We start from the raw sequence: 23353 nt of genomic DNA, 5'->3' as shown, positions 1-23353 counted from the left end.
TACCGGTCTAGGGCCTAGCGGCCGTCCACCAGACGCCGCTTAAGATTGGCGTCACCTTCAAAGTTGGTAGATTAAGTGGCAATTAAATCGCATACCTTATTTCACTTTACAAGCTCATTAGATACTCTGCTAAGCATTTTAAGAACAGGATTTTGGCCCAGATACTGTACAGAGGACTTCAGATGGTATAACCAAGAATTAGGTTATGTTTCTTACCCTATAGTTAGTTTTTGCGATATCCCACTAACACAAATTAACGAGCATACTGATTTTTACGGTAAGTTTGGTTTGGGTATTTCAAGGGAAATGGCAATCTCAGCCGGTATAAATCCAGTTATATATCTCACTGAAAATAGTGCGCTAAGGTACAGTCTTCTTCAGTTGGCACAGCCTAAGAAGTTCGTGTTCCCTCCAAATATAGACCTATATTCTGACTATTTTCTTGAGGTTCTTAGCCTAATCAAGCCTATTTCTGGGAAGATGTCTAGAGCAAATGGGGAAGAAATAGAAAAGGACTTTTGTCTTGAAAGTGAATGGAGGTACTCACCAAACCTACCCAAAAACAGGAAGTGTATATCGATGAATAAGCATAATATTGAAAATGAGGATCTAAATGGCTATACATATGATAATTGCATGCTCAAATTTCCTATTTCGGCAGTAAACTACTTAATCGTTGAACGAAATGAAGACGCAGTTGAGTTGGCAAATAATCTAAGCAGTGCGGTAGTAAATTCCAAAAGTAGTAAAGATGATATAGATTATTTAAAGCTAAGAATTATCACCTTAGAAGATATTGCAAGGGATTTTTAAAGATAGCGATCCATTGCTTTGGACTCGGAAAAGCCTCTTACCAAAGAATAGGGGCGTTATATTTGAGGTATTGGTTTGACTAAGTTCGAAATAATTAGCTCGGTAATATCTCTACTCGCTGTGATGGTGTCTTTCTATGCGCTTTATCGCTCGAAGAGAAACCATGATCAGCTTATTGAAATAGAAAAGGTACATGCCAGGCTTAGTGAACGTGAACTTGCCGAGTACGACAAGCGGGATCGTGATGCTCTAAAGGCATCTTTATCGGTACGAATGGTAAAAGACGACAAAGCCCACAAATTCGTAATAACAAACCAAGGTAGGGCAGAAGCCAAAAATATCTACTTCGGCCTAGAGCAAGACAACGAGCACAATCCACTAGTTTCAAACGATTTGGAACAAAAAACTCCATACCGAATACTGGGGCCTGGTGACAGCTACTACCTATTGGCATCTATTCCCCTTAGCGTCCGGCAGACAACTTACACGGTGTCTCTTCGCTGGGACAATGTGGATGGCAGCCAAGACCGAGTCCTTCGAATCGTGGCTCGGTAAAATATAACAAGTCCCAGTTGTTAAACAATTTTACCATCGCTTCGCGGCTAAAAATTTCCGTAAAGCTCTGCGTTGATTTACACAGGAGTCATCATGACATTCTCAAGTATGCTAAATGACAACGTCACTCTTCTGAAAAAGAACGGTGATCGAGTAAAAGGAATTAAAGCCAGTGTTCAGGCGAAGAAGATCTTCATCAATCGGTCCGATATTTTGATCGAAACCGGAGACCTTATTCAGCGGAACATGACTAACGGCGGAGAAGATACTTACGAGGTAATCGATCCGGGTTTTCATGAGAGCTTCCATGGTATAGAAGCAAGCTACCAGATAACCTATCGAAAGCTTGGATTACCTGAAGCCAATGCGGCAGTGCAGAGCATCACTTATCACATCTCTGGTGCAAATGCTCGGGTGAATAATCATTCCACGGACAATTCAGTAAATACCATTACAGTTAATCCCGAAGTCGTCGAGCATATTTTAATGTTGCGACAGGAAGTTAAGCGTCTTCTACCAGAACAGGAGCAAAAATCAGCTCTTGAAGTGGTTGATGCTATTGAGGGGCAGTTTGAATCAAACGCACCTAGCAAGATTGTCATAAAAACACTTCTGAGCGCTTTGCCAAGCGCCGGTAGCATTGCCACAATTGGATCATTTCTTCTCTCGGCGTTGGGTGGCTGAGGAGTAAATTAACAAGACCAGGCACGGCGACGTCTTCTTTGTTACGGCTTCGCCTTAACTGCAAAGTCGCGCATGCTGGTAGCCTTATTTGACAAGGAGACTGAATGTCATATACGAGTAAAGAGTATGAAGACCGATCGGATATAGAAAAAATTCAATCGAACTGGAAAAAGCTTTCCGGCCTGTACTCCCGCAACGAGTGGTCTAGCTCTATAGTCAGAGCAGCCACAACAGCTGAAATCGCGTCGAATTTAGTAGTTCGTGAGGAGTTAGAAAACATCAAAGGTATTGACGAGCCATTTGTTAGTCATTTGATGATGTGGGCCAATGGAATACAGGGAAAGTTTCAAAAATTGATATTACCTGCCGTCGAAGGTAAAGATTATGCTCTAACCTTTAAGCAACTCTCTAATGATATTAGTGATATAAACAGAATTCGAAACGGAATAGTTCACGCTGGTAAATTTGCGGACTATCAGCCGGCACATGATGTAATAGTAAAAGCGAGAACAGTTATATTGACTTTTGTTTGTCAATATCATAACGATTTTAATTTAGACGAAATTAATAAAATTCAAAAGTCACATAACAAATCAATACAACCGAATGCTAAAGTAGCTCCCGATTAAGGCGTTATAATAACAAGGTGTCTTTGTAATGTCCGTTACAAGGTGATATTCGAGATACTGTATTCCCACTACAGTTAGTTGATGTGCAGCCCGCTTAGCCTTCCTTTAGGATGGGGATGACGTGTTCTTCGGTCTATTGCTTCTTCATGTTCTTCGTCCTCTTGAGCGGTGACCATTACTCAGTTCACTGTAAATTAGAAAGTTAGTTGCAGGACAACACTATTTCAGGGTGCGGCACAATGCTGAGCACTGAAGATCAAATAACCCTGGAGTTATAAGGCACAGATGCCGTTAAGTACATCAGGGTGTTCGCTTTAATGGGGCAATCACATCGTGAGTTTTGACATAAATAAACCTTTTGATAGTGCAACTTCACTTTTTCAAATAGTCGGCGCATCTATTTCGATTTTTTACGTTATTGGATATATTGGTGTAAATTCATATTTTTCTCGCTACGGGTTCTATTCCTATGAATTCATAAGCGTCCAATTTCTTTCTGCAGGGGTGATCTTCTCAATTATCATTGCTGCTTATTACTTCTTTGTTGGTAGGCGGATTTTTGAAGTGAAGAAGTACTATGGAGAGCTTCTAAAAATCGAAAAAAAATCAGAACCAACCAAGTGGTGGAAACTTTATATTGGTTTTTTTATAATATACGAATTGCAGTTTCAGTCCTCAATCGCAGTACATCTTTTATATTCCATTTTATTTGGGGCTTCAAATATCTTACACTTATTCACTGCAATCTTAATTGGAGCTTTTATTATTGACTATTTGGTCACTTACAAGCTTGAGAATCGTGAGAAACACTCAGAAAACATCATATACGTTAAGACTCTTTTATATACAATAGTAATATTCCTAGTTTATAACTTTCTTCCTGATAAAAAAATTCTTCAATTGCATATGTTCTTTTTATATTTTTCATTATTAATATTTTTCCTCTCGCACTTCAATTTTCAAGTAAAAGATTTTTTCTCAGCTTTTCTTGTAGTAGTAATGCTTGGGTTTGCAACAATCGAACTCGGATCGAGGTTTTATGGCGAAATAAGATTTGAAGTGGGAGGAGGCGAACCTAGGCTTGTTAATTTAATATTTAATGAATCTTCTCTTATCACAAAAGACGGCTCTGATTTATACAATATGGTGCAGTCGAAAGTATATTTGATTGGTGAAACCTCTTCTGAGTTGTTTCTTGACCTTGGTTCTGGTGATTTATCAAAACCACTGAGGATATCGAAAGACCTGATTGCTGGGGTTCAACCCATATTGATTAATGGATCAGATAACTAGTTAATAGAACTATTAAGATCCCTAGGTGTCACCTTTCAGGTAACAAACATGTTTTGAAATGGAAGTTGCGCCATTTTGTAACGTTTAACTAGCGATCACAGTGATAAGGTTACAAAAATACCCTCTATTTTTGGCCCATGCAGCATTAGATGCGTTTTAAGCCATAGCACATCAACTATTTTCCCTACATTTTTAAACGTTACAAATACACATCAGTATTAACCCCATATTGAGCCACCAGTGCACCTTTGCCTTGATGAAATAAATGAGGAAGTGCGGCGGATGCCAAACAGCGAGCGAATGAAAAAGCGGCTCACCGGGTATCCATAATGAGCGACTAGGGTAGAGAAAAGCCCTGACTATGGGAAGGCTGGCTGCGTTTTGGCGGTGGGAAAACGGCGCCTGTTATGTACAATAACGCCCCTTCGCGAAAGGCCTGCTGTGGCTGAGCCAAAGCTGATCTTGTGGTCAGTTTCGGTCATCCCCATCGATACCCTTTCGTTAGCTGGCCAAGGCCAACCTGCCCGAGGAAATTGCCATGTTCGAGAAGACTCAAAACATCGCCGATTACGATGCCGACCTGTGGGCGGCTATGGAAGCCGAGCGCAAGCGTCAGGAAGAGCACATTGAACTGATCGCCTCCGAGAATTACACCTCGCCCCGAGTCATGCAGGCGCAGGGTTCTCAGCTGACCAACAAGTACGCCGAAGGCTATCCGGGCAAGCGTTATTACGGCGGTTGTGAGCACGTCGATGTGGTCGAGAACCTGGCCATCGAACGCGCCAAAAAACTCTTCGGTGCGGGTTACGCCAACGTTCAGCCGCATTCCGGTTCTCAGGCCAACGCTGCCGTTTATATGGCGTTGTGCGAACCCGGCGATACCGTTCTGGGCATGAGCCTGGCGCACGGTGGTCACCTCACGCACGGTGCTTCGGTGTCGTTCTCCGGTCGCATCTACAACGCTGTTCAATATGGTTTGAACCCGGAAACCGGCGAAATCGATTACGAGCAGGTTGAGCAACTGGCGCGCGAACATAAGCCGAAGATGATTGTTGCTGGCTTCTCGGCCTATTCCCGCGTGGTCGACTGGGCGCGTTTTCGCAAGATCGCCGACGAAGTGGGCGCTTACCTGCTGGTCGATATGGCGCACGTCGCCGGTTTGATTGCCGCCGGCGTCTACCCTAGCCCGGTGCCGCATGCGCACGTAACCACCACCACCACGCATAAAACCTTGGGCGGCCCGCGCGGCGGTCTGATTCTGGCCGAAGAAAACGAAGAGCTGAATAAGAAGCTCAACTTCGCCGTTTTCCCGGAAAGCCAGGGCGGCCCACTGATGCACGTGATCGCTGGCAAAGCGGTGTGCTTTAAAGAAGCCATGGAGCCAGACTTCAAGGCGTATCAAACTCAGGTGGTGAAAAACGCTCAGGCCATGGCAGCCACTTTTATCGAGCGCGGCATCAATATCGTTTCTGGCGGCACTGACGACCATCTGTTCCTGGTCGATCTGATCGGCAAGGAATACACCGGTAAAGACGCCGATGCCGCTTTGGGTCGTGCCAACATCACGGTCAACAAAAACGCCGTCCCGAACGATCCACGCTCACCCTTTGTGACTTCAGGCTTGCGTCTGGGTACACCGGCGATCACCCGTCGCGGTTTCACCGAAGCCGAATCGAGCGAACTGGCCGGCTGGATTTGCGATGTGCTGGATTCGCTGGAAAACGGCGACAGTGACAGCGTGATCGAGACGGTGAAAAACAAGGTGCTGGCCATCTGCGCCAAGTTGCCGGTTTATCGCTAAGCGCGACAGGGTTTGAATCCAGCCCCTTGTCGCGCTGCGGCAAGGGGCTTTGTTGTTTTACAGGGTCAAAAAATGAGGTCGTGCCATGCCGGATAATGTCACCCTGCGCGCTCATCTGGCGCTGCTGCTCGCCATGTTGCTCTGGGGTTCTTCCTTTATTGCCCTGAAGCTGGCGGTGACCGAACTGTCGCCGATGATCGTCGTCTTCCTGCGCATGTGCGTCGGCGCGCTGGCCTTTTTAGTGGTCTGGCCCTGGTTGCGCCACGGCTTTAATTATCAAAAAGGCGACTGGAAACTGCTCGCCGGTATGGCGCTGTTCGAGCCCTGCCTGTATTTCATCTTCGAAGCTCAGGCGCTGCAATACACCAGCGCCGGCCAGGCCGGGATGATCACCGCCATGTTGCCGCTGATGGTCGCCGTCGCCGCCTACTTTTTATTAAAAGAACGCACCTTGCCGCGCCAGTGGGTCGGTTTCGCCATCGCCGTGACCGGGGTCATCGTTATGACGCTCGCCGGCGAAGACGACGATCAAGCGCCCAATGCCATTCTCGGCAATACGCTCGAGCTGCTCGCCATGGCGGCGGCGGTCGGCTATACGCTGATGGTGAAAAACCTGACCCGGCGTTATTCGGCTTTCTTTATTACCGCCTTTCAGGCGTGCGTCGGCGCCGTCTTTTTCTTCCCGCTGGCGTTGATGTCCGACTGGCCGCAGCAGATCTCGCTGAGCACCTTCGGCATCATCGTCTACCTCGGTCTGGTTGCCACGCTCGGCGCCTACGGCCTGTACAACTATTCACTGACCTATCTGAAAGCCTCAGTCGCCGCTGGCTACACTAACTTGTTGCCGGTGTTTACCCTGCTGTTTTCGATGGCCTTGCTGGGCGAGCGCGTCAATCTGTGGCAATGGATCGCCATCGTATTGGTCTTTGTCGGCGTCTATCTCAGCCAGGAAAAACGCCAGCCATCGGTACCGCCGGAAGCGCCGCCACCGATCACCGGCTGACGGCACTCAGTCGGCAAAGCCGCTCAACACCAACTTACCAATGGTGCGCTGGCTTTCCAGCAGCGCATGGGCGCGCTTGAGGTTAGTCGCGTTAATAGGTCCCAGATTCTCAGCCAGGGTGGTGCGAATGTGGCCAGCGTCGACCAGTTGCGCGACCTCGTTCAGCAACTGCTGCTGACGAATCATGTCGTCGGTGCCAAACAGCGGCCGGGTGAACATCAGTTCCCAGTGCAGCGACAGGCTTTTGCGCTTGAGTTTGCGTACGTCGATCAGGTCCGGATCGTCGATCAACGCCAGTTTGCCCTGAGGTTTCAACAGCTCAATCAGTGCATCGAAATGGCGGTCGGTGTGGGTCAGGCTGATGACATAATCAACCGCTTTCAAACCCGCTGCCTGCCAGGCCTGATCAAGTGGCTGACTGTGATCGAGCACCGTATCCGCGCCCAGCGAGGTCACCCAATCGCGGCTTTCAGGACGTGATGCGGTAGCAATCACCTGCAAGTCAGTTCGCTGCTTGGCCAGCTGAATCAGAATGGAACCGACACCACCGGCCGCGCCAACGATCAACAGCGATTGGCCACGAGTATCACGTCGATCCAACTCCAGCCGATCAAACAGCAATTCCCAGGCGGTGATCGCCGTCAGCGGTAAAGCCGCAGCCTCGACATCGCTCAACTGAGTCGGGGCAGTACCGACAATGCGCTCATCCACCAGCTGATATTCGGCATTGGAACCCGGCCGGGCGATGTTGCCGGCATACCAGACCCGGTCACCGGGCTGATAGGCACTCACCTCAGCACCCACGGCATCGACAATACCGACCGCATCGTAACCCAGTACCCGAGGCTCGCCTGGTTGCGGCAAGGCGCTGTTACGCACTTTGGTGTCCACCGGGTTAACCGCTATGGCACGTACCGCAACACGCAGATCATGCGCGCCGGGTTCCGGTATCGGCAGGTCCAGGTCAATCAAGGCCTCGGCCTGATCGATGGTTTGGCTTTGGGTAAAGGCAACGGCTTTCATTTAATACTCTCCACTTAATGGTTCAGGGCACTCAGCATGACAAAGCATTTTTTATAGAAATAGAGCAAAATATTGGTTTCAGTTTCTATAGATTATTGAAAATGGTGCGACTGGATGATTTGCAGGTGTTGGTCCAGGCTGCCGAGTTGGGCAGCCTTTCCTCGGCTGCTCGCGACCTGGACATCACCCCGGCGGTGGCCAGCCTGGCGATCAAACGACTCGAGGCTGAGCTGGATTTGCGGCTGCTGGTTCGCTCCACCCGACATCTGCGCCTGACCACCGAAGGCGCGCACTACCTGGAACACGCCAAAGCGGCCTTAAATGCCATAGCGGCCGGCGAAGCGGCCATCAATCAACAGCGCCAACGCATTGCCGGCGCACTGACGGTTGCCATGCCATCGGATATCGGTCGTCATCTGTTATTGCCCTGGTTCGATGACTTTATGGCTCGCCATCCGGATTTACGCCTCAGGTTACGCGTCAGTGATCGACTCAGTAATTTTTATCGCCAACCGGTCGACCTGGCCTTGCGCTATGGCCTGCCGGAAGACTCCAGCCTGGTCGCTTTGCCATTGCTGACCGATAACCATCGCGTTCTGTGCGCCTCAAATGACTATCTGCGCCAACACGGTACACCGGCAAGACCCGCCGACCTGAGCCAGCACAATTGCCTGCGCTTTTTGCTGGGTGACCGACTCCATGATCGCTGGCGTTTTGGTGACCAGACGGTACGCGTCAGCGGCGACCGCAGCAGTGACGACGCTGATTGCGTGCGGCGCTGGGCGATTCGTGGTCAAGGCATTGCTTACAAGTCGGCACTCGATGTGCAAGCCGATGTGCAGGCCGGTCGGCTGCAAATTCTGTTACCCGACTGGCCCACCGAAGCGACGCCCTTGTATCTGTTGTGCGCGCATCGCTTGTCATTAACACCGGCAGTAACCGCCTTAAGGGAATTTCTGCAACAGCGATTAACGGCCTATCGCCAGTAGACTGGCAACACAGCCATACAGCTTATAGCGGACTGAACCAAGGCACGCAGATCGACAAGGCCAACTTCAGCAACAACAATGCGCAGCTAACCATCCCAATTCGGAAGCGGATAGATGCAACCCTATTCAGTACAGGATCTGTTTAAGGTCGGGCTGGGCCCGTCGTCGTCGCATACGCTCGGGCCGATGCGCGCGGCTGAACGTTTTGTGCTGCATCTGCAGGAGAAGGGCTTGCTCGACCAGGTCGAACAATTGCGCGCCGACCTCTATGGCTCGCTGGCGCTGACCGGTGTGGGCCACGCCACCGATAAAGCGGTGGTATTGGGTTTTTGCGGTCTGGATGCGGCCACTGTCGATCCGCAAGAGGCCGATCAGACCTTCCTCAAAGTGCGCACCGAGCAACGTCTGCGGTTGGCTGGTCAACGCGATCTCCGATTCAATCTTGATGAGAGCGTGCGTCTTTTTAAAGACGTCTTCCTGCCCGAGCACCCCAATGGCATGCGCTTTACCGCCGAAGACGCCAACGGCATCGTCTTACTCAGCGAAACCTGGTATTCGGTCGGCGGCGGTGCCATTGCCAATGAGCTGGCGCGCGATTCGGCGCATCGGGACTTGCTCGAGGAATTTCCCGACAGCCGGCCTTATCCCTTCTTTAACGCCACAGAACTGTTAGCGCAATGCAACGAGCATCAACTTAGCATTGCGCAACTGATTGGCGCCAACGAAAACGGCCTGGGCAGTTCCGACACTGAGCTGGCTGCCTGGAGCAAGCTGATCATCGACGCCATGTTCGCCTGCCTGGATAGAGGCATGACCCTGACCGGCACCCTGCCCGGCGGTCTGGACGTTCAGCGTCGCGCCGCACGTATGGTCAAAGCGCTAAAAGAGAAACCAGCCACTGATGAACTGGCGTTGATCGATTGGGTCAGCGTCTACGCTTTGGCCGTGAACGAAGAAAACGCCGCCGGTGGCCGGGTGGTCACCGCGCCGACCAACGGTTCGGCCGGGGTTATTCCAGCGGTGTTGGCTTATATCCGCTTGCATTTACCCAGCCTCGATCGGGCCGCCGAAACCGACTTCCTGCTCACCTGTGCCGCCATTGGCTGGCTGTACAAGCGCAATGCCTCCATCTCGGCTGCCGAGATGGGTTGCCAGGGCGAAATCGGCGTGGCCTCGTCCATGGCCGCCGCCGGACTCGCGGCGGTGCTCGGTGGCAGCCCGGCCCAGGCCGAACACGCGGCGGAGATTGCCATGGAGCATCATCTGGGGATGACCTGCGACCCGGTCGGTGGCTTGGTGCAGGTGCCCTGTATTGAGCGCAACGCCTTCGGTGCCGTTAAAGCCATACAGGCAGCTCGGCTGGCACTGCGCGAACCGGGCGATCACAGAGTGTCGCTGGATCAGGTAATCGAAACCATGCGCCAGACCGGCGAAGACATGACCGCCAAATATAAAGAAACCGCGCTCGGTGGCCTGGCGGTCAATGTGGTGGTTTGCTGATTAGCGTGCGGGCTTTAAGCTGAACACCCCTGACGTCTATTTTTAGGAACCTCCATGGCCCTCAGAATTATCAGTACGCTGTTTATAGTTCTGCTCTCCCCGCTGGCGCTGGCCGACGGCGATATTGATGCCGGGCGCGATAAGTCGCGTCTGTGTGTCGGTTGTCACGGCGTCGCCGGCATTTCCAATGCTCCGGTTTATCCCAACCTTGCCGGCCAGAAAGAAGCCTATCTGGTGTCGGCGCTGCAGGCCTATAAAAGTCGCGACCGCCAGGGCGGTAACGCGGCGGTGATGTGGAGCCTGGCCGCGGGTCTGTCGGACGACGACATCCGCAACCTGGCAGCCTATTACGCCAGCCTGACGCCGGGTCGCTGAGGCGCAAAAACCAGCCGGTCCGCCTACCATGCTGGCTGGCCTCATCCATCCACAGAATCTGTGGATAAAATTGTGCACAGCCTCTTTATAGCAACGCCTTAGTGGCATGACACTGTTGTTGCAAATTATTGATCAAAAAATGACCAACAACAAAAAACCCAATAAAATCATAGAGTTGCTGAATTGATCATAGATTGACCGACGCTAAGACAAGACGTCAAAAGCACTGAGACGGTGCACGCCCGCCATGTGAATAATCATCACCCGCCAAGCCCGATTCCTGGCGGACTTGGTAAAAGTCAAGACGCTAAAAAGGGTGAATTGATCGCCAAAAGTGTGCATTGCCAGTACACTACGGCGTTCAAATATTTACCCCCATTCACGCATTGAGTCAGCGCTGCCGTCATGCATTGCCCCTTCTGTAAAGCTCAGGACACCAAGGTGATCGATTCGCGTCTGGTTGCCGAAGGCGAGCAGGTGCGCCGGCGTCGCGAATGTCTGGAATGCGGCGAACGCTACACCACCTACGAAAGCGCCGAGCTGCTGATGCCGCGATTGATCAAGCAAAACGGCAATCGCGAAGCCTTCGATGAACTCAAGCTGCGCGCCGGTTTGCAAAGAGCGTTGGAAAAACGCCCGGTCAGTGTCGAGGATGTGGAAGCCGCCATCGCCCGCATCAAGCAAGCCTTACGTGCCACTGGTGAGCGTGAATTGCCCTCGCGTCGTGTTGGCGAAGCGGTTATGGATGAATTGCGCGATCTCGACCAGGTCGCCTATGTGCGCTTCGCCTCTGTTTATCGTTCCTTCCAGGATCTCAGCGAATTTCGCAGCGAGATCGACCGTCTGGAAAGCAAGAAGCCCTGATCGTGCCCGATTACCGTCATGACAGCATCTGGATGGCCCGCGCGCTGCAACTGGCCACACGTGGACTGACCACCACCACACCCAATCCTCGCGTCGGCTGTGTGCTGGTGCGCAATGGTGAAGTGGTCGGTGAAGGCTTTCATCAGCGCGCCGGCGAAGCTCACGCCGAAGTTCATGCTCTGGCCGCTGCCGGCGACAAAGCCCGCGGCGCCACCGCCTATGTCACGCTCGAACCCTGCAGTCATCACGGTCGCACTCCGCCCTGCGCCGATGCTTTGATTAAGGCTGGCGTAAGCCGTGTCGTTACCGCCATGCAAGACCCGAATCCGGATGTGGCTGGCCGTGGTCTGGCGCGACTGGAAGCGGCGGGCATCGAGACTCACACCGAGGTACTGCGTGCCGACGCCGAAGCATTGAACGCTGGCTTTCTTAAACGCATGCGTAAAGGCCAGCCCTGGCTGACGCTGAAGCTCGCCGCCAGTCTTGATGGTGCAACAGCGCTGGCCAATGGCGACAGCCAATGGATTACCAGCGCCGAATCACGCCACCATGTGCAACAGGGTCGCGCACGCAGCTGCGCCATTCTCACCGGCATCGGCACGGTGCTGGCCGACGATCCGTCGCTCAATGTGCGGCTGGAAAATCATCCGCGCCAGCCTGCACGCATTGTGCTCGATACTCACCTGCGTACGCCCAGCAACGCCAAGATGCTCAGTCTCGACGGCGAAACCTGGTTACTGCATGGCCCGAACGATAATCAGACCGCGCAACAACAACTGTTAGACGCCGGTGCCCGACTGCACGAACTGCCGCTGAACATTCACGGCCAGCTCGATTTAACCGCCGTCATGAACTGGCTGGGTGAACAGAGCTACAACGAAGTCTGGACAGAAGCCGGCGCGACACTGGCCGCCAGCCTGCTTGATGGCGGTTGGGTCGACGAAGTGCGGCTCTATCAGGCGCCGGTTTTTCTGGGCTCCGCCATCCGCCCGCTGTACGCCACCGCTTTGAGTCAACTGAGCGACGGCCAGCAATTTAATGTGATCGAACGACTCAGCCTGGGCACCGATCTGTGCTGGCGGCTGCAACCGCGCTTGAAAAGCCCGAGCGCTACCCTAACCTGACAGCGAGCCTGGCCGCGCGGCGGTCGCTCTTTTACAACGACGAGGTCCCGCAGTGGCACTGGACAGTATCGCAGACATCATCGACGACATTCGCCAGGGAAAACCGGTCATCCTGATGGATGATGAAGATCGCGAAAACGAAGGCGACTTGATCGTCGCGGCGGAAAAAGTCACGCCGGAAATCATCAACTTTATGGCGTCCAAGGCACGCGGCCTGATTTGCCTGACGTTGTCCGGCGAGCGTTGCGACTTTTTAGGCCTGGAACCGATGGTGAAAAAAGACAACGGTTCCGCCTTCGGCACACCCTTCACCATTTCCATCGAGGCGGCGCACGGCGTCACTACCGGCATTTCCGCTGCCGACCGGGCACGCACCATTCGCGTTGCGGTCGATCCGGCGAGCAAGCCCGAAGACATCGTTCAGCCCGGCCATATTTTCCCGCTGCGCGCCCAGCCCGGTGGCGTTCTGAGCCGCGCCGGTCATACCGAAGCCGGTTGCGATCTGGCGCGCATGGCCGGTCTGATTCCGGCAGCGGCCATCGTCGAAATCATGAAAGAAGACGGCGAAATGGCGCGCCGGCCGGATTTAGAAGTCTTCGCCAAAGAACACGGCCTGCGCATCGGCACCATTGCCGATCTGATTCACTACCGCATTCTCAACGAACGCACCATCGAGCGCGTTGAGACCAGCCAGTTAGAAACCCGCAACGGCCCCTTCGATATGCAGGTGTTTCGCGATGGCGTCAGCGGCGGCACCCATCTGGCACTGACGCTGGGCGGTCCGTTCGACCCTAACGAACCGACCTTGGTGCGGGTGCACGTCGCCCAGACGCTGCGCGATTTGTTGGGCGTGGCGCCACCGCGCGGTCACGGCTGGACGCTGGATGCTTCGCTTAAACGCGTCGCCGAAGAAGGCGCTGGCTGTGTGGTGCTGCTCGATGTGCAGCAAGCGCCGGATGTGCTGACCGAACTGGCGCAGTGCAAGGGCGAACCTAATCGACGCAATCCCAAGGTCGATAAATACGGCACCTATAACACCATCGGCACCGGCTCGCAGATTCTGCGTGAGCTGGGCATCGGCAAGATGCGTTTGCTGAGTTCGCCAATCAAATTCGGTGGCATTTCCGGCTTCGATCTGGAAGTGACAGAATATATCGCTGCGGCCGGCGACTGACCGGCCACTTTATTTTTTGCCTGGAGCGCGAGCTCCACCAACAGGATAGGACGATGTCGACACTCACCTCTGCACTGAAAACTCTGGAAGGCGACTTTTCGCCGAACGCCGCGCAATACGCCATTGTCGTGGGTCGCTGGAACAGCTTTGTGGTTGAAAGCCTGCTCGACGGCGCCGTCGATGCACTGAAACGCCACGGCATCAAAGACGACCAGATCACCATCGTGCGCGCTCCTGGTGCTTATGAATTGCCGCTGGTGTGTCAGAAGCTCGCGGCCACTGACCGTTATGACGCCATCGTCGCGCTCGGCGCCGTCATTCGTGGCGGCACACCGCACTTTGATTTCGTCGCCGGTGAAGCCGCTGGTGGTCTGAGTTCGGTGTCGCTGGCCACCAACGTACCGGTGATCTTCGGCGTGCTGACCGTCGATTCCATCGAACAGGCCATCGAGCGCGCCGGCACCAAGGCTGGTAACAAAGGCGCCGAAGCCGCTCAGGTCGCGCTGGAAATGGTCAACCTGTTCAAGCAGATCGAGGCCAGCGAATGAGCGAACGTCCATCCATGGCGGCCCGCCGCAAAGCGCGGCGACTGGCGGTGCAGGCTTTGTATCAGTGGCAGGTTTCGGCCTCGCCAATCAGTCAGATCGAAGCCGAGTTCAATGCCGATCACGATATGACCAAGGTCGACGGCGAATACTTCTCGGAACTGTTGCGCGGTGTCGCCACCACCAAGGCCGACCTCGACAGCCAGATCGAACGCTTCACCGATCGTCCAACCCGCGACATGACCCCGGTAGAGCTGGCGATTTTGCGTATGGGCAGCTATGAATTGGTCCACCGACTGGACGTTCCGTACAAGGTGGTGATCAACGAAGGTGTCGAGCTGTCCAAGGTGTTCGGGGCCAGCGAAGGTCACCGCTATGTGAACGGCGTGCTCGATAAACTCGCCCAGCATTTACGCCAACCGGAAGTTCAGGCCGGACGCAAGAACTAGTCCGGCAACACCCGTCCCTTCCCTCAAACGTATCCGGCTTTAATCGAGCCGGGTGCGGCCCACGTTCAAACGGTACCAGATCACTTGGTGCGGAAATTCAAACGCAACGCAAGTCCCCTGATTCAAAAGCCTGACGGGGCTCACGAACCAATGCATTCAACTTTACCATTTGAAGATGCCTGCCTATAGTTCCCGCTTTGCTGAGCAGCTAGGCAGACCTGGCTGTGAACTACCCCCCAAGGAGATGTATTTCATGATCAGCCGCCTGAGCGCAACTCAACTCAGGGCGCGTCGCCCACTGACTGGCCTGAGCCTGGTCGTCACCCTGAGCGCCGTCTTTGCCTCCCCGTCATTCGCTGAAGAAGTCCCTGTCTCAACACTGGGCGACAACCTGCGCGGTGAACTGACCTCCGCCAGCCCGGTCAACCTGAACGATGGCACCCGCTATTCCAGTCATCGCTTTTGTGCGGGCAATGGTGATGCCATTGCCTTGTATCAATTCCAGGGTCCGTTCAGCGCTCGGTTGTCGCTGATCGATGAAAACTACAGCCTGATTGGCGCTGGCAACAAAGCGACCGCTGCTGAAGGTGGCCTGGTGCTGATCGATCCGCCGGCTGACCAGTGCGTAACGCTGATCGTCAGTGGCCAGAACAGCAACGCCTATGGTCCCTATCAACTGAATGCAGTCAGTGCCTCGGACTCGACTCGTCGTCTGCAAGCCGGCGAATCCATTCTCGCGGAAATGGGCGGCAACAAGCCGATGAATTTACCGTTGAACGTGGATGACGCCACCGAACTCGACCTGCAATTGATCGATACCAGCGGTCGCCTTGGTCTGAGCATCAGCGGTGATAATTTCCGCGATCAGGCCCTGGCTTGCGGTGATAAAGAACTGCGCATGACCACCTATCTGGAACCGGGCGATTACCAAATCTCTTTGATTCCCGGCCAGCGCCCCACCAACAACCTGCCTGATGATGAATGCGCCGCTGTCGCCACGACTGACGGCCAGGCCTTCTACCTGAAATCCACCGCCAGCCTGATGCCCGAAGGCATGCGCAACGGCGGTCCCTTGTCTAACGGTGACGAAATCATTGGCGTGCTGGGTAACGGCCGCGACAACGAATACCGTTTCACGCTCGACGAACTGGCTCAGGTCACCATCAACCTGGCGTCATCAGACTTCGACACCGTGCTGGAAATCCAGGGACCTTATGGCGACCAGCGTAATGACGATTCCGGCAACGGCACCAACTCAGAAATCGATTCGGTCATGCGTCCGGGTGATTACCGCGTGCTGGTACAGTCCTTCGGTTCCGGCAACGGCGGCCAATACGACCTGCGCGCGCGCATCGAACCGTTCAGCGGCGAGCTGACCAACGAAGGCAGCATTGAACCCGGTGAACAACTGACCGGCCTGCACAGCGGCACTGACAACACCTACAGCCTGACCATTGAAGAGCGCTCCGAAGTCACTATCGATGTCGGTTCAGAGAACTTCGACACCCTGGTCACGCTGGTCGGTAACAGCATCAACCTCAGCGACGACGATGGCGGCGACGGCACCAATTCGCGCATTGAAACGCTGCTGGAACCGGGCACTTACAGCATTCAGGTATCGGCTTACGGCAGTGCCGGCGGCGTCTTCAACATCAGCGTTGCCCAGGCCGAAGCCGTCGGTCGTCTGCAGGACGGCGGCGAAGTGGCACCCGGTGATGTGGTCTATGGCCAAATGCGAAACGGCCAACCGCTGACTTACAACCTGACCGTCGACAGCGCTCGTACCGTCAGCATCAGCGCCTCTTCGACCTCAGCCGACACCGTGCTGACGCTCAGCGGTGGCGGTCTGAACCTGGAAGATGACGACGGCGGCGAAGGCACCAACTCGCTGATCGAACAGTTCCTGACGCCGGGTGAATACACCATCCAGGTGCGCGACTTCGGCAACAGCAGCAACGGCACCATTCGCCTGGAAATCACTCAGGCCACCGCCGTTACCTCTTAAGCCATTTGGCAGTCGATAAAAAAGGCGGCCACGGCCGCCTTTTTTATTGCTGCTGATCCTTCCTGCAGCGATCAAGCTTCCTGCAACTATCAACCTTCCTGTAAAAGCGACCACTGCTCGCGCAATGCCAGTAAGTGATCACTCCAGAAGCGCCCACTGTCGAACCAGGAAAAGGCGCGCGGAAAGGCCGGGTCTTGCCAGCGCTGTGCAATCCACAGGGTGTGACGCACCATATGTACCGTGCGCAAGGGTTCGAGCAGGGCCAGATCCTTTTTGGGAAAGGCGCGGAACTGCTCATAGCCTTCTTCGAGTTCGCTCAGTTGCAGACGCTGTTCATTGACGTCACCGGACAGCAGCTTCCAGATATCCTGAGCCGCTGGTCCCATCACAGTGTCGTCCAGATCGACGATCAGCAACTGATCACCCCGACTGAGAATATTGCCGGCGTGAAAATCGCCGTGGATGCGATGCACTGGCAGATCACGATAGATCGGCTCGAAGCGGTCACTCATCAAGCGCAGCAAGGGTTCCAGCGTGGCCAGATAATTGGCGCGCAGATCGTCCGGCAGCAGTGGACTGTCGGCAAAGAAGCTTTGCGCCTGTTGCAGCGGTTCAAGCAGTGACAAACGTGGACGATGGGCAAAGCTTTCCACGGCACCGATATTATGCAGTCGACCCAGATGCTGACCAATGCGATACAGCTGATCGGGGTTATCCAGTTCAAAGGCGTGGCCGGCGCGCATCGGGAAACAGGCAAAGTAGAAACCGTCGCGTTGGTGCAGCACATCACCGGCAATTTCCAGCGCCGGCACCACCGGCACATCGGCCTCGGCCAACTGAGCGGTAAACAGCAACTCCTCGCGGATTTGTGCTTCGCTCCAGCGCCCGGGTCGGTACACCTTTACCACCATCGGTTCGGCGTCTTCGATGCCTACCCGATAGACCCGGTTTTCGTAACTGTTGAGCGGGTAAAGTCGATAGTCCGACCACAGGCCGAGTGATTCGATCCAGTCGATCAGCCGGTCCTGGCTCAGAGCATCGTAAGGGTGGGCGCTTGTGGTCATGTCACAGCCTGGCGGGAAAATGTCGGCGCATTGTAGAGCAAAGGCCGTCTGAAGTGCGGGGTTAAAAAGTGTGACGCTGCGCTTAGTCACCCAGCGGCGTTCGCGCCAGCGTCCAGACCTCGAGCTGCTGCGCACCACCCAGCAACAGTTCGCGACTCAGCTCGCTCAGGGTGGCACCGGTGGTCAACACATCATCGACCACAATCAACCGCTTCGGCACGGGTCCGGTGACCTTAAACACACCGCTCAACGCCGCCTTACGCTGACGCCGGTTCAACCCTTCCAAAGCCGGCGTCGAACGCATCTTATAAGCGCCCTGCCAAAGAGGAATTCCCAACAGCTGCGACCAGATAGCAGCCAGCCACTGTGCCTGATTAAAGCCTCGCTGGTTCAGCTTGCTGCGGTGTACCGGCACCGCCAGTAAGGCATCGGCCGACAGATCCAGCTGTGCCTGCATCAATGACAGCCATTGTTTCGCCAACACCCGGGTGCTGGCGTAATCCTGGTGGTACTTCATTTGATGGATCAGAAACCGGCATGCTTCGGCAAACGGCCAGGCGACTCGCAGTTGCTGCCAGGGCGGCGGGCGGCGCTGGCAACGACCACACAGCGACACCAGAGTATGGGGTGCACCACAGCCGCTGCAGGGATCGGACAGCGGTTGCAGCCAGCTGCGGCAGAGCTCACAAAGTTCGCCGTCAACCGAGGATTGCTCGCACAACGGACACTGCAGCCCGATAACACGATTCACCGCAGCGCCAACCGCAACCGCAGCCGGGTGAATAAAAGAGGGGAGTTTTGATGGCATCCGTGCCTGCTCACTCGGGTCAAATCGCCGAATACTGTAAGAAAGGCCGACGCCGGAACGCAATAACCAGCGTTGCAAATGCACGGATTGGGGGTCGAACTGTGATTAAGTCGGCAAAATGACCATTAAATTGAACTTTTATAACAATTTGTTACAACAAGGCCTCTAATGCTGGTTAAAATATGCTCAATTCAAACGTTTCAAACGGATTTTCAAACGTTTGTACCATTGATCCATCCGTTTTCGTTGTAACTTCAGGGACATCATCCCGGAGCATGAAATGATAGGTTCAGTCTTCAGCAGTGCAATTTCCGGTATCCATACCGGCATGAACTCTCTGGCTCGCAGCGGCCATGAGATTGCGCGTGCCAATATTCCAGCCGAAGAAGGCGGAACTGAAGACCTCGCTCCTCCCTTAGTTGAACAGATTGAAGGCAAGACTCAGGTTCAGGCCAGCGCTCGCGTTGTCGAGGCCGGCTCAGCGACCTTAGGCAGCTTGCTGGATATCGAGGTTTAGCGGAGTACAACGATGTCGACAGTCAGCGGCCTTACCCCGACCTCTGTAACGCCCAGTGTTGCCCCACTGAACGATCCTGATCAGCAGGCGCAGTTGCGTCGTCGCAATGAAACGGCGGTATTTGCCCCCGTTGAGGAAGGTGAAGCGACATCGGCCAGCCAGAACCGCGCTGGACCCAGCCAGGATCGCACCGAACAAAGTCGTACTGAGCAAAGCCGCACCGGCCAGTCGTCACAACCGACGACTGGGGAGCGAGCCAGCGCCCGGCAGGATGTCGAAGCAACACCCAAAGCAGCGCAGCAGGAACAGCAAGCAGACGACAGTGAGTCACGCAACCAGACTGAACGTCGCAACGAAGAACGCCTGCAGAAAGAGCAGTTGGAAACCATCCGTGACCTGGCTCGTCGTGACCGGGAAGTGCGCAGCCATGAACAGGCCCACCAGACCGTAGGTGGCCAGTATGCGGGCGCCATGAAACTGGACTACACCACCGGCCCGGACGGTCGTCGCTATGCGGTATCGGGTGAAGTGCCCATCGACCTGTCACCCATACCGGGCAACCCTGAAGCCACGCGATTAAAAGCCCAGCAGATTCGTCAGGCTGCGTTGGCGCCGGCGGAACCCTCCAATCAGGACCGTTCCGTTGCCGCCCAGGCGACGTTAATGGCGCTGCAGGCTCAGGTGGAACTGCGTCAGCAGGAACGCGCCGAGAGCGCGGACAGTGACCAGGAAGTGGCAGAGTCCCGCTCGATTGAGCAGGAGTCGGAGAACCAGACGGAACGCTCCGGTGAGCGCAATAATGAAGTCAGAGAGCAGGAAGTTGATAACGCTCGCGAGCGCTTCGAAGCCATTTTCGAGCAGAGCCGTGAGGTCAACGATCAGGCCCTGGTGCGCGAACAGTACCGCGATCAACAGGCGACTGTCGGCCGCAACCTGGACTTCATCGTTTAAGCACCCGGCGCCTTCATCGCCGGGTCAAACCCTCAAAACTTCTTGGTAATGGGTCCACGGCGCATCTGCGTGAAGATGCTCAATTCCCAGGGCCGCATCGCCAGGACCAGACCGGTGCCGAAAATATCATTTTGCGGCAACCGGGCATCGTCCAAACTTAACTCATCAAATTCTTTGGCCAGACGGCGAATCGCATTTTGCATGCGTTGGTTCGATTCGCGCGACAACATACCGCCGACAAACACCAGAATTTCGCCCAGGCGTGGATCAAAGTTGCTGTCAAAAAACTCATTCGAGATGTGCTGCTGGAAGAACTGATACACCGGTCCGTTGTGAATCCAGCGAAAATCGCGCGAAATCTTGATTTGAATCTGCTCGCCCGGCAAGCGCCCAATCACACCCATCTCATCCAGCTGCTCAAGCAGTCTGCAGGCTTCTTCTTGGTCAATCTGATAGGTGGCCACGATGTCTTCATACGACCAGCGGTTAACCATCAACTGTGCCATCAACAGCAGTTTCGGATTGGACACCAACTCGGCTTCGCTGGCCTCACTCAACTCATCCAGATTCATCGCCCGTTCGTGCATACGGGTCATCAGATAACCCAGGTCAGTACCCGCCAGAGCGCAGATTTCTTCCAATCGCGTCAGCGTAAAATGACGTTTGGAGAACATCCGTTTGACGTTGGCTTCGCTAAGATCCAGATGGCTGGCCACATCGGAATAGGTGATTTTGCGTTCGCGCAGAATGCGTTTGAGGGTGTCGACGAGTTGGGCTGTTTGAGACATGGTGGCGGTATTGCTTGGTAGCACTAGACGCTACCAATCGTCGCACACTCCACCACCATTTACCTAATGAACGGACTGTTCGCTAGTCTCCCTGCGACGCCAACATTACTCTCAGCGACTCATGAATGCCCGGCGTACTGATCAACCAATGGCGCCCCTCAAGTTCTTCCGGCAAGTCACCCTCGCCCGGCAGAAAATGACTCAGACTGGCGCCGGCTTCGCGCGCCACTAATTGACCGGCCGCGCCATCCCAGGGACTGATCGATTCGTAATAGGCATCCAGACGACCGCTGGCCACCCAACAGATATCCATCGCCGCCGAACCCAGGCGTCGCACATCGGCGCATTCCGCCAACACCCGACTCAGCCGTGGTAACAATTCCGCCCGGGCGGCACGATCATAGGGAAAGCCAGTGCCGACAATGGAACGCGCCAGTTCGGTCTTGCCCGATACCTGAATCGGTTGACCATTCAACCAGGCACCCTGGCCACGAATGGCGGTGTAGCATTCGTTCAGAAAGGGGTTATAGACCACCGCGACTTGCGCCTCGCCGCCGTCGTACCAGGCAACCGAGACTGCCACCATATTGTGACCGTGGGCGTAATTAACGGTGCCGTCGATGGGATCGATGACCCAGAGTGGGCCGTTCAATTCAGCCGGGCTCAGCGACTGGTTACTTTCTTCAGCCAGAATGGCGTCGCTGGGATAGCTGGCGGCAATGGCATTGGTGATCAACTGCTCCGATGCCAGATCGGCGTCGGTTACCAGTTCGATGCCACCTTTGAAATCGGTATTCAGATTGCCGGCTTCGCGGCGCTTGCGGATCAACTGACCGGCCTGGACAGCCAGGTCCTCAGTAAAGGACAGACGAGCATTTAACGACATGGTCGTTCCTCTGAAAGGCATGATTCACGGCCCAGTTCGGTGGACAGCCAGGCTGCTTCTTGGGTAGAATCCCCGAAATTTGGGCACGGCACCCGGATCGCCGGCACAGCAAAATCAGGCGTTTGCGTCTAAGCTGCTGAGCACAGGTCGCGACTTTGCACATCGCAAACGAATTCCGAGCGGGATGGAGGCTACTTCATCTCGCTTTTTTGCGAAAGAGGCCAGGACTATTGTCCATCCGGTCAGGTTGCTAAACAGCACCATCAAAGCGCCGCTGCCCATGACGTCCACTCGCTTTAACCAGAGGAACGGATCTTGAGTACGCCAGCCATACTTGCTCTCGCCGACGGTAGTCTATTCCGGGGGGTCAGTATTGGCGCTCCTGGAGAATCGATCGGTGAGGTGGTGTTCAATACCGCCATGACCGGTTACCAGGAAATCCTGACCGACCCATCCTACGCCCGACAAATCGTCACCCTCACCTATCCTCACATCGGCAATACCGGCACCAACGATGAAGACAACGAGTCCGACCGCGTCTGGGCCGCTGGCCTGGTGATCCGCGATCTGCCGTTGCTGCATTCGAACTTCCGCAGCCAGGGCTCGCTGAGCGAATTTTTGATCGCCAATAACGTCGTCGCCATTGCCGATATCGACACCCGTCGCCTGACCCGACTGCTGCGCGAAAAAGGCGCCCAGAGCGCCTGCATCGTCGCCGGCGACAATATCGATGAAACCGATGCACTGGCTAAGGCACGCGGCTTTGCCGGGTTGAAAAATATGGATTTGGCCAAGGTCGTCAGCGTCAAGGAACAATACGACTGGCGCTCCGGCAGCTGGCAACTGGGCCACGGCCACAGCGAAAAAACCGAGGCCGAACTGAACTACCACGTTGTCGCTTACGACTTCGGTGCCAAGCGCAACATCCTGCGCATGCTGGTCGATCGCGGCTGCAAACTGACTGTGGTTCCGGCGCAGACCCCAGCCAAAGACGTGCTGGCGATGAATCCGGATGGCGTCTTTTTGTCGAACGGACCGGGCGACCCTGAGCCTTGCGATTACGCTATTGAAGCCATCCAGCAGATTCTGGAAACCGAGATTCCGGTGTTCGGCATCTGCCTCGGCCACCAGTTACTGGCACTGGCCAGTGGCGGCAAGACCATGAAGATGGCGACCGGCCATCATGGCGCCAACCACCCGGTGGAAACCATCGCCGACAAGACGGTGATGATCACCAGCCAGAACCATGGCTTCGCGGTCGATGGTGACAGTCTGCCGAGCAACGTCGAGCTGACACACCGCTCACTATTCGACGGCACCGTCCAGGGCATTCACCGCACCGACAAGGCAGCGTTCGGCTTCCAGGGTCACCCGGAAGCCAGCCCCGGCCCACACGACTGCGCGCCCCTGTTCGACCACTTTATTGAGTTAATGGATAACGCTGGACGCTGAACGGGAGACGGAAGACGCTAAACCCAAGCTTGCGTCTCCCGTCTCCCGTCATGCGTCAAGC

At 54.8% G+C, this 23353-nt stretch carries 24 protein-coding genes; 19 read left to right on the top strand and 5 right to left on the bottom strand.

The window, feature by feature from the left end; translation table 11 throughout:
- Positions 1 to 75 precede the first annotated feature (75 nt).
- The 7 genes from ABMA60_RS03255 to ABMA60_RS03225 all read left to right on the top strand — a co-directional run bounded on the left by ABMA60_RS03255 (position 76) and on the right by ABMA60_RS03225 (position 6778).
- Entirely contained in the window at positions 76 to 813 is a 738-nt protein-coding gene (locus tag ABMA60_RS03255; RefSeq protein ID WP_392798637.1) for an abortive infection system antitoxin AbiGi family protein, read from the top strand.
- A 75-nt stretch (positions 814 to 888) separates the two neighbouring features.
- Entirely contained in the window at positions 889 to 1368 is a 480-nt protein-coding gene (locus ABMA60_RS03250) for a hypothetical protein (RefSeq protein ID WP_392798634.1), read from the top strand.
- Between the two features lie 93 nt (positions 1369 to 1461).
- Complete coding sequence (locus ABMA60_RS03245) at positions 1462 to 2052, top strand: hypothetical protein (protein ID WP_392798631.1); 591 nt, start codon at positions 1462 to 1464, stop codon at positions 2050 to 2052.
- Positions 2053 to 2156: 104 nt separating this feature from the next.
- Complete coding sequence (locus ABMA60_RS03240) at positions 2157 to 2681, top strand: hypothetical protein (RefSeq protein WP_392798628.1); 525 nt, start codon at positions 2157 to 2159, stop codon at positions 2679 to 2681.
- 333 nt (positions 2682 to 3014) lie between these two features.
- A complete protein-coding gene (locus tag ABMA60_RS03235) occupies positions 3015 to 3974 on the top strand; it encodes a hypothetical protein (protein ID WP_392798626.1) in 960 nt (319 codons plus the stop codon).
- Between the two features lie 538 nt (positions 3975 to 4512).
- Positions 4513 to 5775, top strand: coding sequence for a serine hydroxymethyltransferase (gene glyA / locus ABMA60_RS03230; RefSeq protein ID WP_392798624.1), 1263 nt, complete (start codon positions 4513 to 4515; stop codon positions 5773 to 5775).
- A gap of 85 nt (positions 5776 to 5860) precedes the next feature.
- The gene (locus ABMA60_RS03225) at positions 5861 to 6778 is read left to right on the top strand and encodes a DMT family transporter (protein ID WP_392798622.1); all 918 of its coding nucleotides are present in this window, start codon (positions 5861 to 5863) and stop codon (positions 6776 to 6778) included.
- 6 nt (positions 6779 to 6784) lie between these two features.
- Here ABMA60_RS03225 and ABMA60_RS03220 read toward each other — a convergent pair whose 3' ends face one another.
- The gene (locus ABMA60_RS03220) at positions 6785 to 7801 is read right to left on the bottom strand and encodes a zinc-binding alcohol dehydrogenase family protein (protein ID WP_392798620.1); all 1017 of its coding nucleotides are present in this window, start codon (positions 7799 to 7801) and stop codon (positions 6785 to 6787) included.
- A 101-nt stretch (positions 7802 to 7902) separates the two neighbouring features.
- Here ABMA60_RS03220 and ABMA60_RS03215 point away from each other — a divergent pair, with 101 nt between their 5' ends.
- The 9 genes from ABMA60_RS03215 to ABMA60_RS03175 all read left to right on the top strand — a co-directional run bounded on the left by ABMA60_RS03215 (position 7903) and on the right by ABMA60_RS03175 (position 16826).
- Positions 7903 to 8790 (top strand): LysR family transcriptional regulator, encoded by an 888-nt coding sequence (locus ABMA60_RS03215; RefSeq protein WP_392798618.1) that lies wholly within the window; start codon positions 7903 to 7905, stop codon positions 8788 to 8790.
- A gap of 114 nt (positions 8791 to 8904) precedes the next feature.
- Positions 8905 to 10290, top strand: a complete 1386-nt coding sequence (locus tag ABMA60_RS03210) for an L-serine ammonia-lyase (RefSeq protein ID WP_392798615.1) — start codon at positions 8905 to 8907, stop codon at positions 10288 to 10290.
- Positions 10291 to 10344: 54 nt separating this feature from the next.
- Positions 10345 to 10665: a c-type cytochrome gene (locus tag ABMA60_RS03205; protein WP_392798612.1), complete on the top strand. Its 321-nt coding sequence runs from the start codon at positions 10345 to 10347 to the stop codon at positions 10663 to 10665.
- A gap of 405 nt (positions 10666 to 11070) precedes the next feature.
- The gene (nrdR, locus tag ABMA60_RS03200) at positions 11071 to 11529 is read left to right on the top strand and encodes a transcriptional regulator NrdR (protein ID WP_392798609.1); all 459 of its coding nucleotides are present in this window, start codon (positions 11071 to 11073) and stop codon (positions 11527 to 11529) included.
- 2 nt (positions 11530 to 11531) lie between these two features.
- Positions 11532 to 12653 carry a bifunctional diaminohydroxyphosphoribosylaminopyrimidine deaminase/5-amino-6-(5-phosphoribosylamino)uracil reductase RibD gene (gene ribD, locus ABMA60_RS03195; protein WP_392798606.1) on the top strand — a complete coding sequence of 374 codons (1122 nt, stop codon included), beginning with the start codon at positions 11532 to 11534 and terminating at the stop codon, positions 12651 to 12653.
- Positions 12654 to 12705: 52 nt separating this feature from the next.
- Positions 12706 to 13827: a bifunctional 3,4-dihydroxy-2-butanone-4-phosphate synthase/GTP cyclohydrolase II gene (ribBA, locus tag ABMA60_RS03190; RefSeq protein ID WP_392798604.1), complete on the top strand. Its 1122-nt coding sequence runs from the start codon at positions 12706 to 12708 to the stop codon at positions 13825 to 13827.
- 53 nt (positions 13828 to 13880) lie between these two features.
- On the top strand, positions 13881 to 14375 hold the full coding sequence (gene ribE, locus ABMA60_RS03185; RefSeq protein ID WP_392798601.1) for a 6,7-dimethyl-8-ribityllumazine synthase: 495 nt from the start codon (positions 13881 to 13883) through the stop codon (positions 14373 to 14375).
- Positions 14372 to 14821: a transcription antitermination factor NusB gene (gene nusB, locus ABMA60_RS03180; protein ID WP_392798598.1), complete on the top strand. Its 450-nt coding sequence runs from the start codon at positions 14372 to 14374 to the stop codon at positions 14819 to 14821. Before ribE ends, nusB begins: the two co-directional genes overlap by 4 nt.
- A 253-nt stretch (positions 14822 to 15074) precedes the next feature.
- On the top strand, positions 15075 to 16826 hold the full coding sequence (locus ABMA60_RS03175; protein ID WP_392798596.1) for a PPC domain-containing protein: 1752 nt from the start codon (positions 15075 to 15077) through the stop codon (positions 16824 to 16826).
- A gap of 89 nt (positions 16827 to 16915) precedes the next feature.
- On the opposite strand, the gene ABMA60_RS03170 is transcribed toward ABMA60_RS03175, so the two are convergent.
- Both ABMA60_RS03170 and ABMA60_RS03165 read right to left on the bottom strand, forming a co-directional pair.
- A complete protein-coding gene (locus ABMA60_RS03170; RefSeq protein WP_392798592.1) occupies positions 16916 to 17890 on the bottom strand; it encodes a serine/threonine protein kinase in 975 nt (324 codons plus the stop codon).
- Positions 17891 to 17972: 82 nt separating this feature from the next.
- Positions 17973 to 18698: a ComF family protein gene (locus ABMA60_RS03165; RefSeq protein WP_392798590.1), complete on the bottom strand. Its 726-nt coding sequence runs from the start codon at positions 18696 to 18698 to the stop codon at positions 17973 to 17975.
- A gap of 280 nt (positions 18699 to 18978) precedes the next feature.
- Between ABMA60_RS03165 and ABMA60_RS03160 the strand changes: the two genes are divergently transcribed.
- Positions 18979 to 19215, top strand: a complete 237-nt coding sequence (locus ABMA60_RS03160; RefSeq protein ID WP_392798587.1) for a hypothetical protein — start codon at positions 18979 to 18981, stop codon at positions 19213 to 19215.
- Between the two features lie 12 nt (positions 19216 to 19227).
- Positions 19228 to 20166 carry a putative metalloprotease CJM1_0395 family protein gene (locus ABMA60_RS03155; protein ID WP_392798584.1) on the top strand — a complete coding sequence of 313 codons (939 nt, stop codon included), beginning with the start codon at positions 19228 to 19230 and terminating at the stop codon, positions 20164 to 20166.
- Positions 20167 to 20198: 32 nt separating this feature from the next.
- Here ABMA60_RS03155 and ABMA60_RS03150 read toward each other — a convergent pair whose 3' ends face one another.
- A complete protein-coding gene (locus ABMA60_RS03150) occupies positions 20199 to 20954 on the bottom strand; it encodes a helix-turn-helix domain-containing protein (protein ID WP_392798581.1) in 756 nt (251 codons plus the stop codon).
- A gap of 82 nt (positions 20955 to 21036) precedes the next feature.
- Positions 21037 to 21840 carry an inositol monophosphatase family protein gene (locus tag ABMA60_RS03145; RefSeq protein WP_392798579.1) on the bottom strand — a complete coding sequence of 268 codons (804 nt, stop codon included), beginning with the start codon at positions 21838 to 21840 and terminating at the stop codon, positions 21037 to 21039.
- 315 nt (positions 21841 to 22155) lie between these two features.
- Between ABMA60_RS03145 and carA the strand changes: the two genes are divergently transcribed.
- A complete protein-coding gene (carA, locus tag ABMA60_RS03140) occupies positions 22156 to 23292 on the top strand; it encodes a glutamine-hydrolyzing carbamoyl-phosphate synthase small subunit (RefSeq protein ID WP_392798575.1) in 1137 nt (378 codons plus the stop codon).
- Positions 23293 to 23353: the final 61 nt, after the last annotated feature.

The organism is Saccharospirillum sp. HFRX-2 (assembly GCF_043196805.1).
Taxonomy (GTDB): Bacteria; Pseudomonadota; Gammaproteobacteria; order Pseudomonadales; family Natronospirillaceae; genus Saccharospirillum.
The sequence above is the reverse complement of the archived record's forward strand: the minus strand, read 5'-3'. Positions and strand labels throughout refer to the sequence as shown.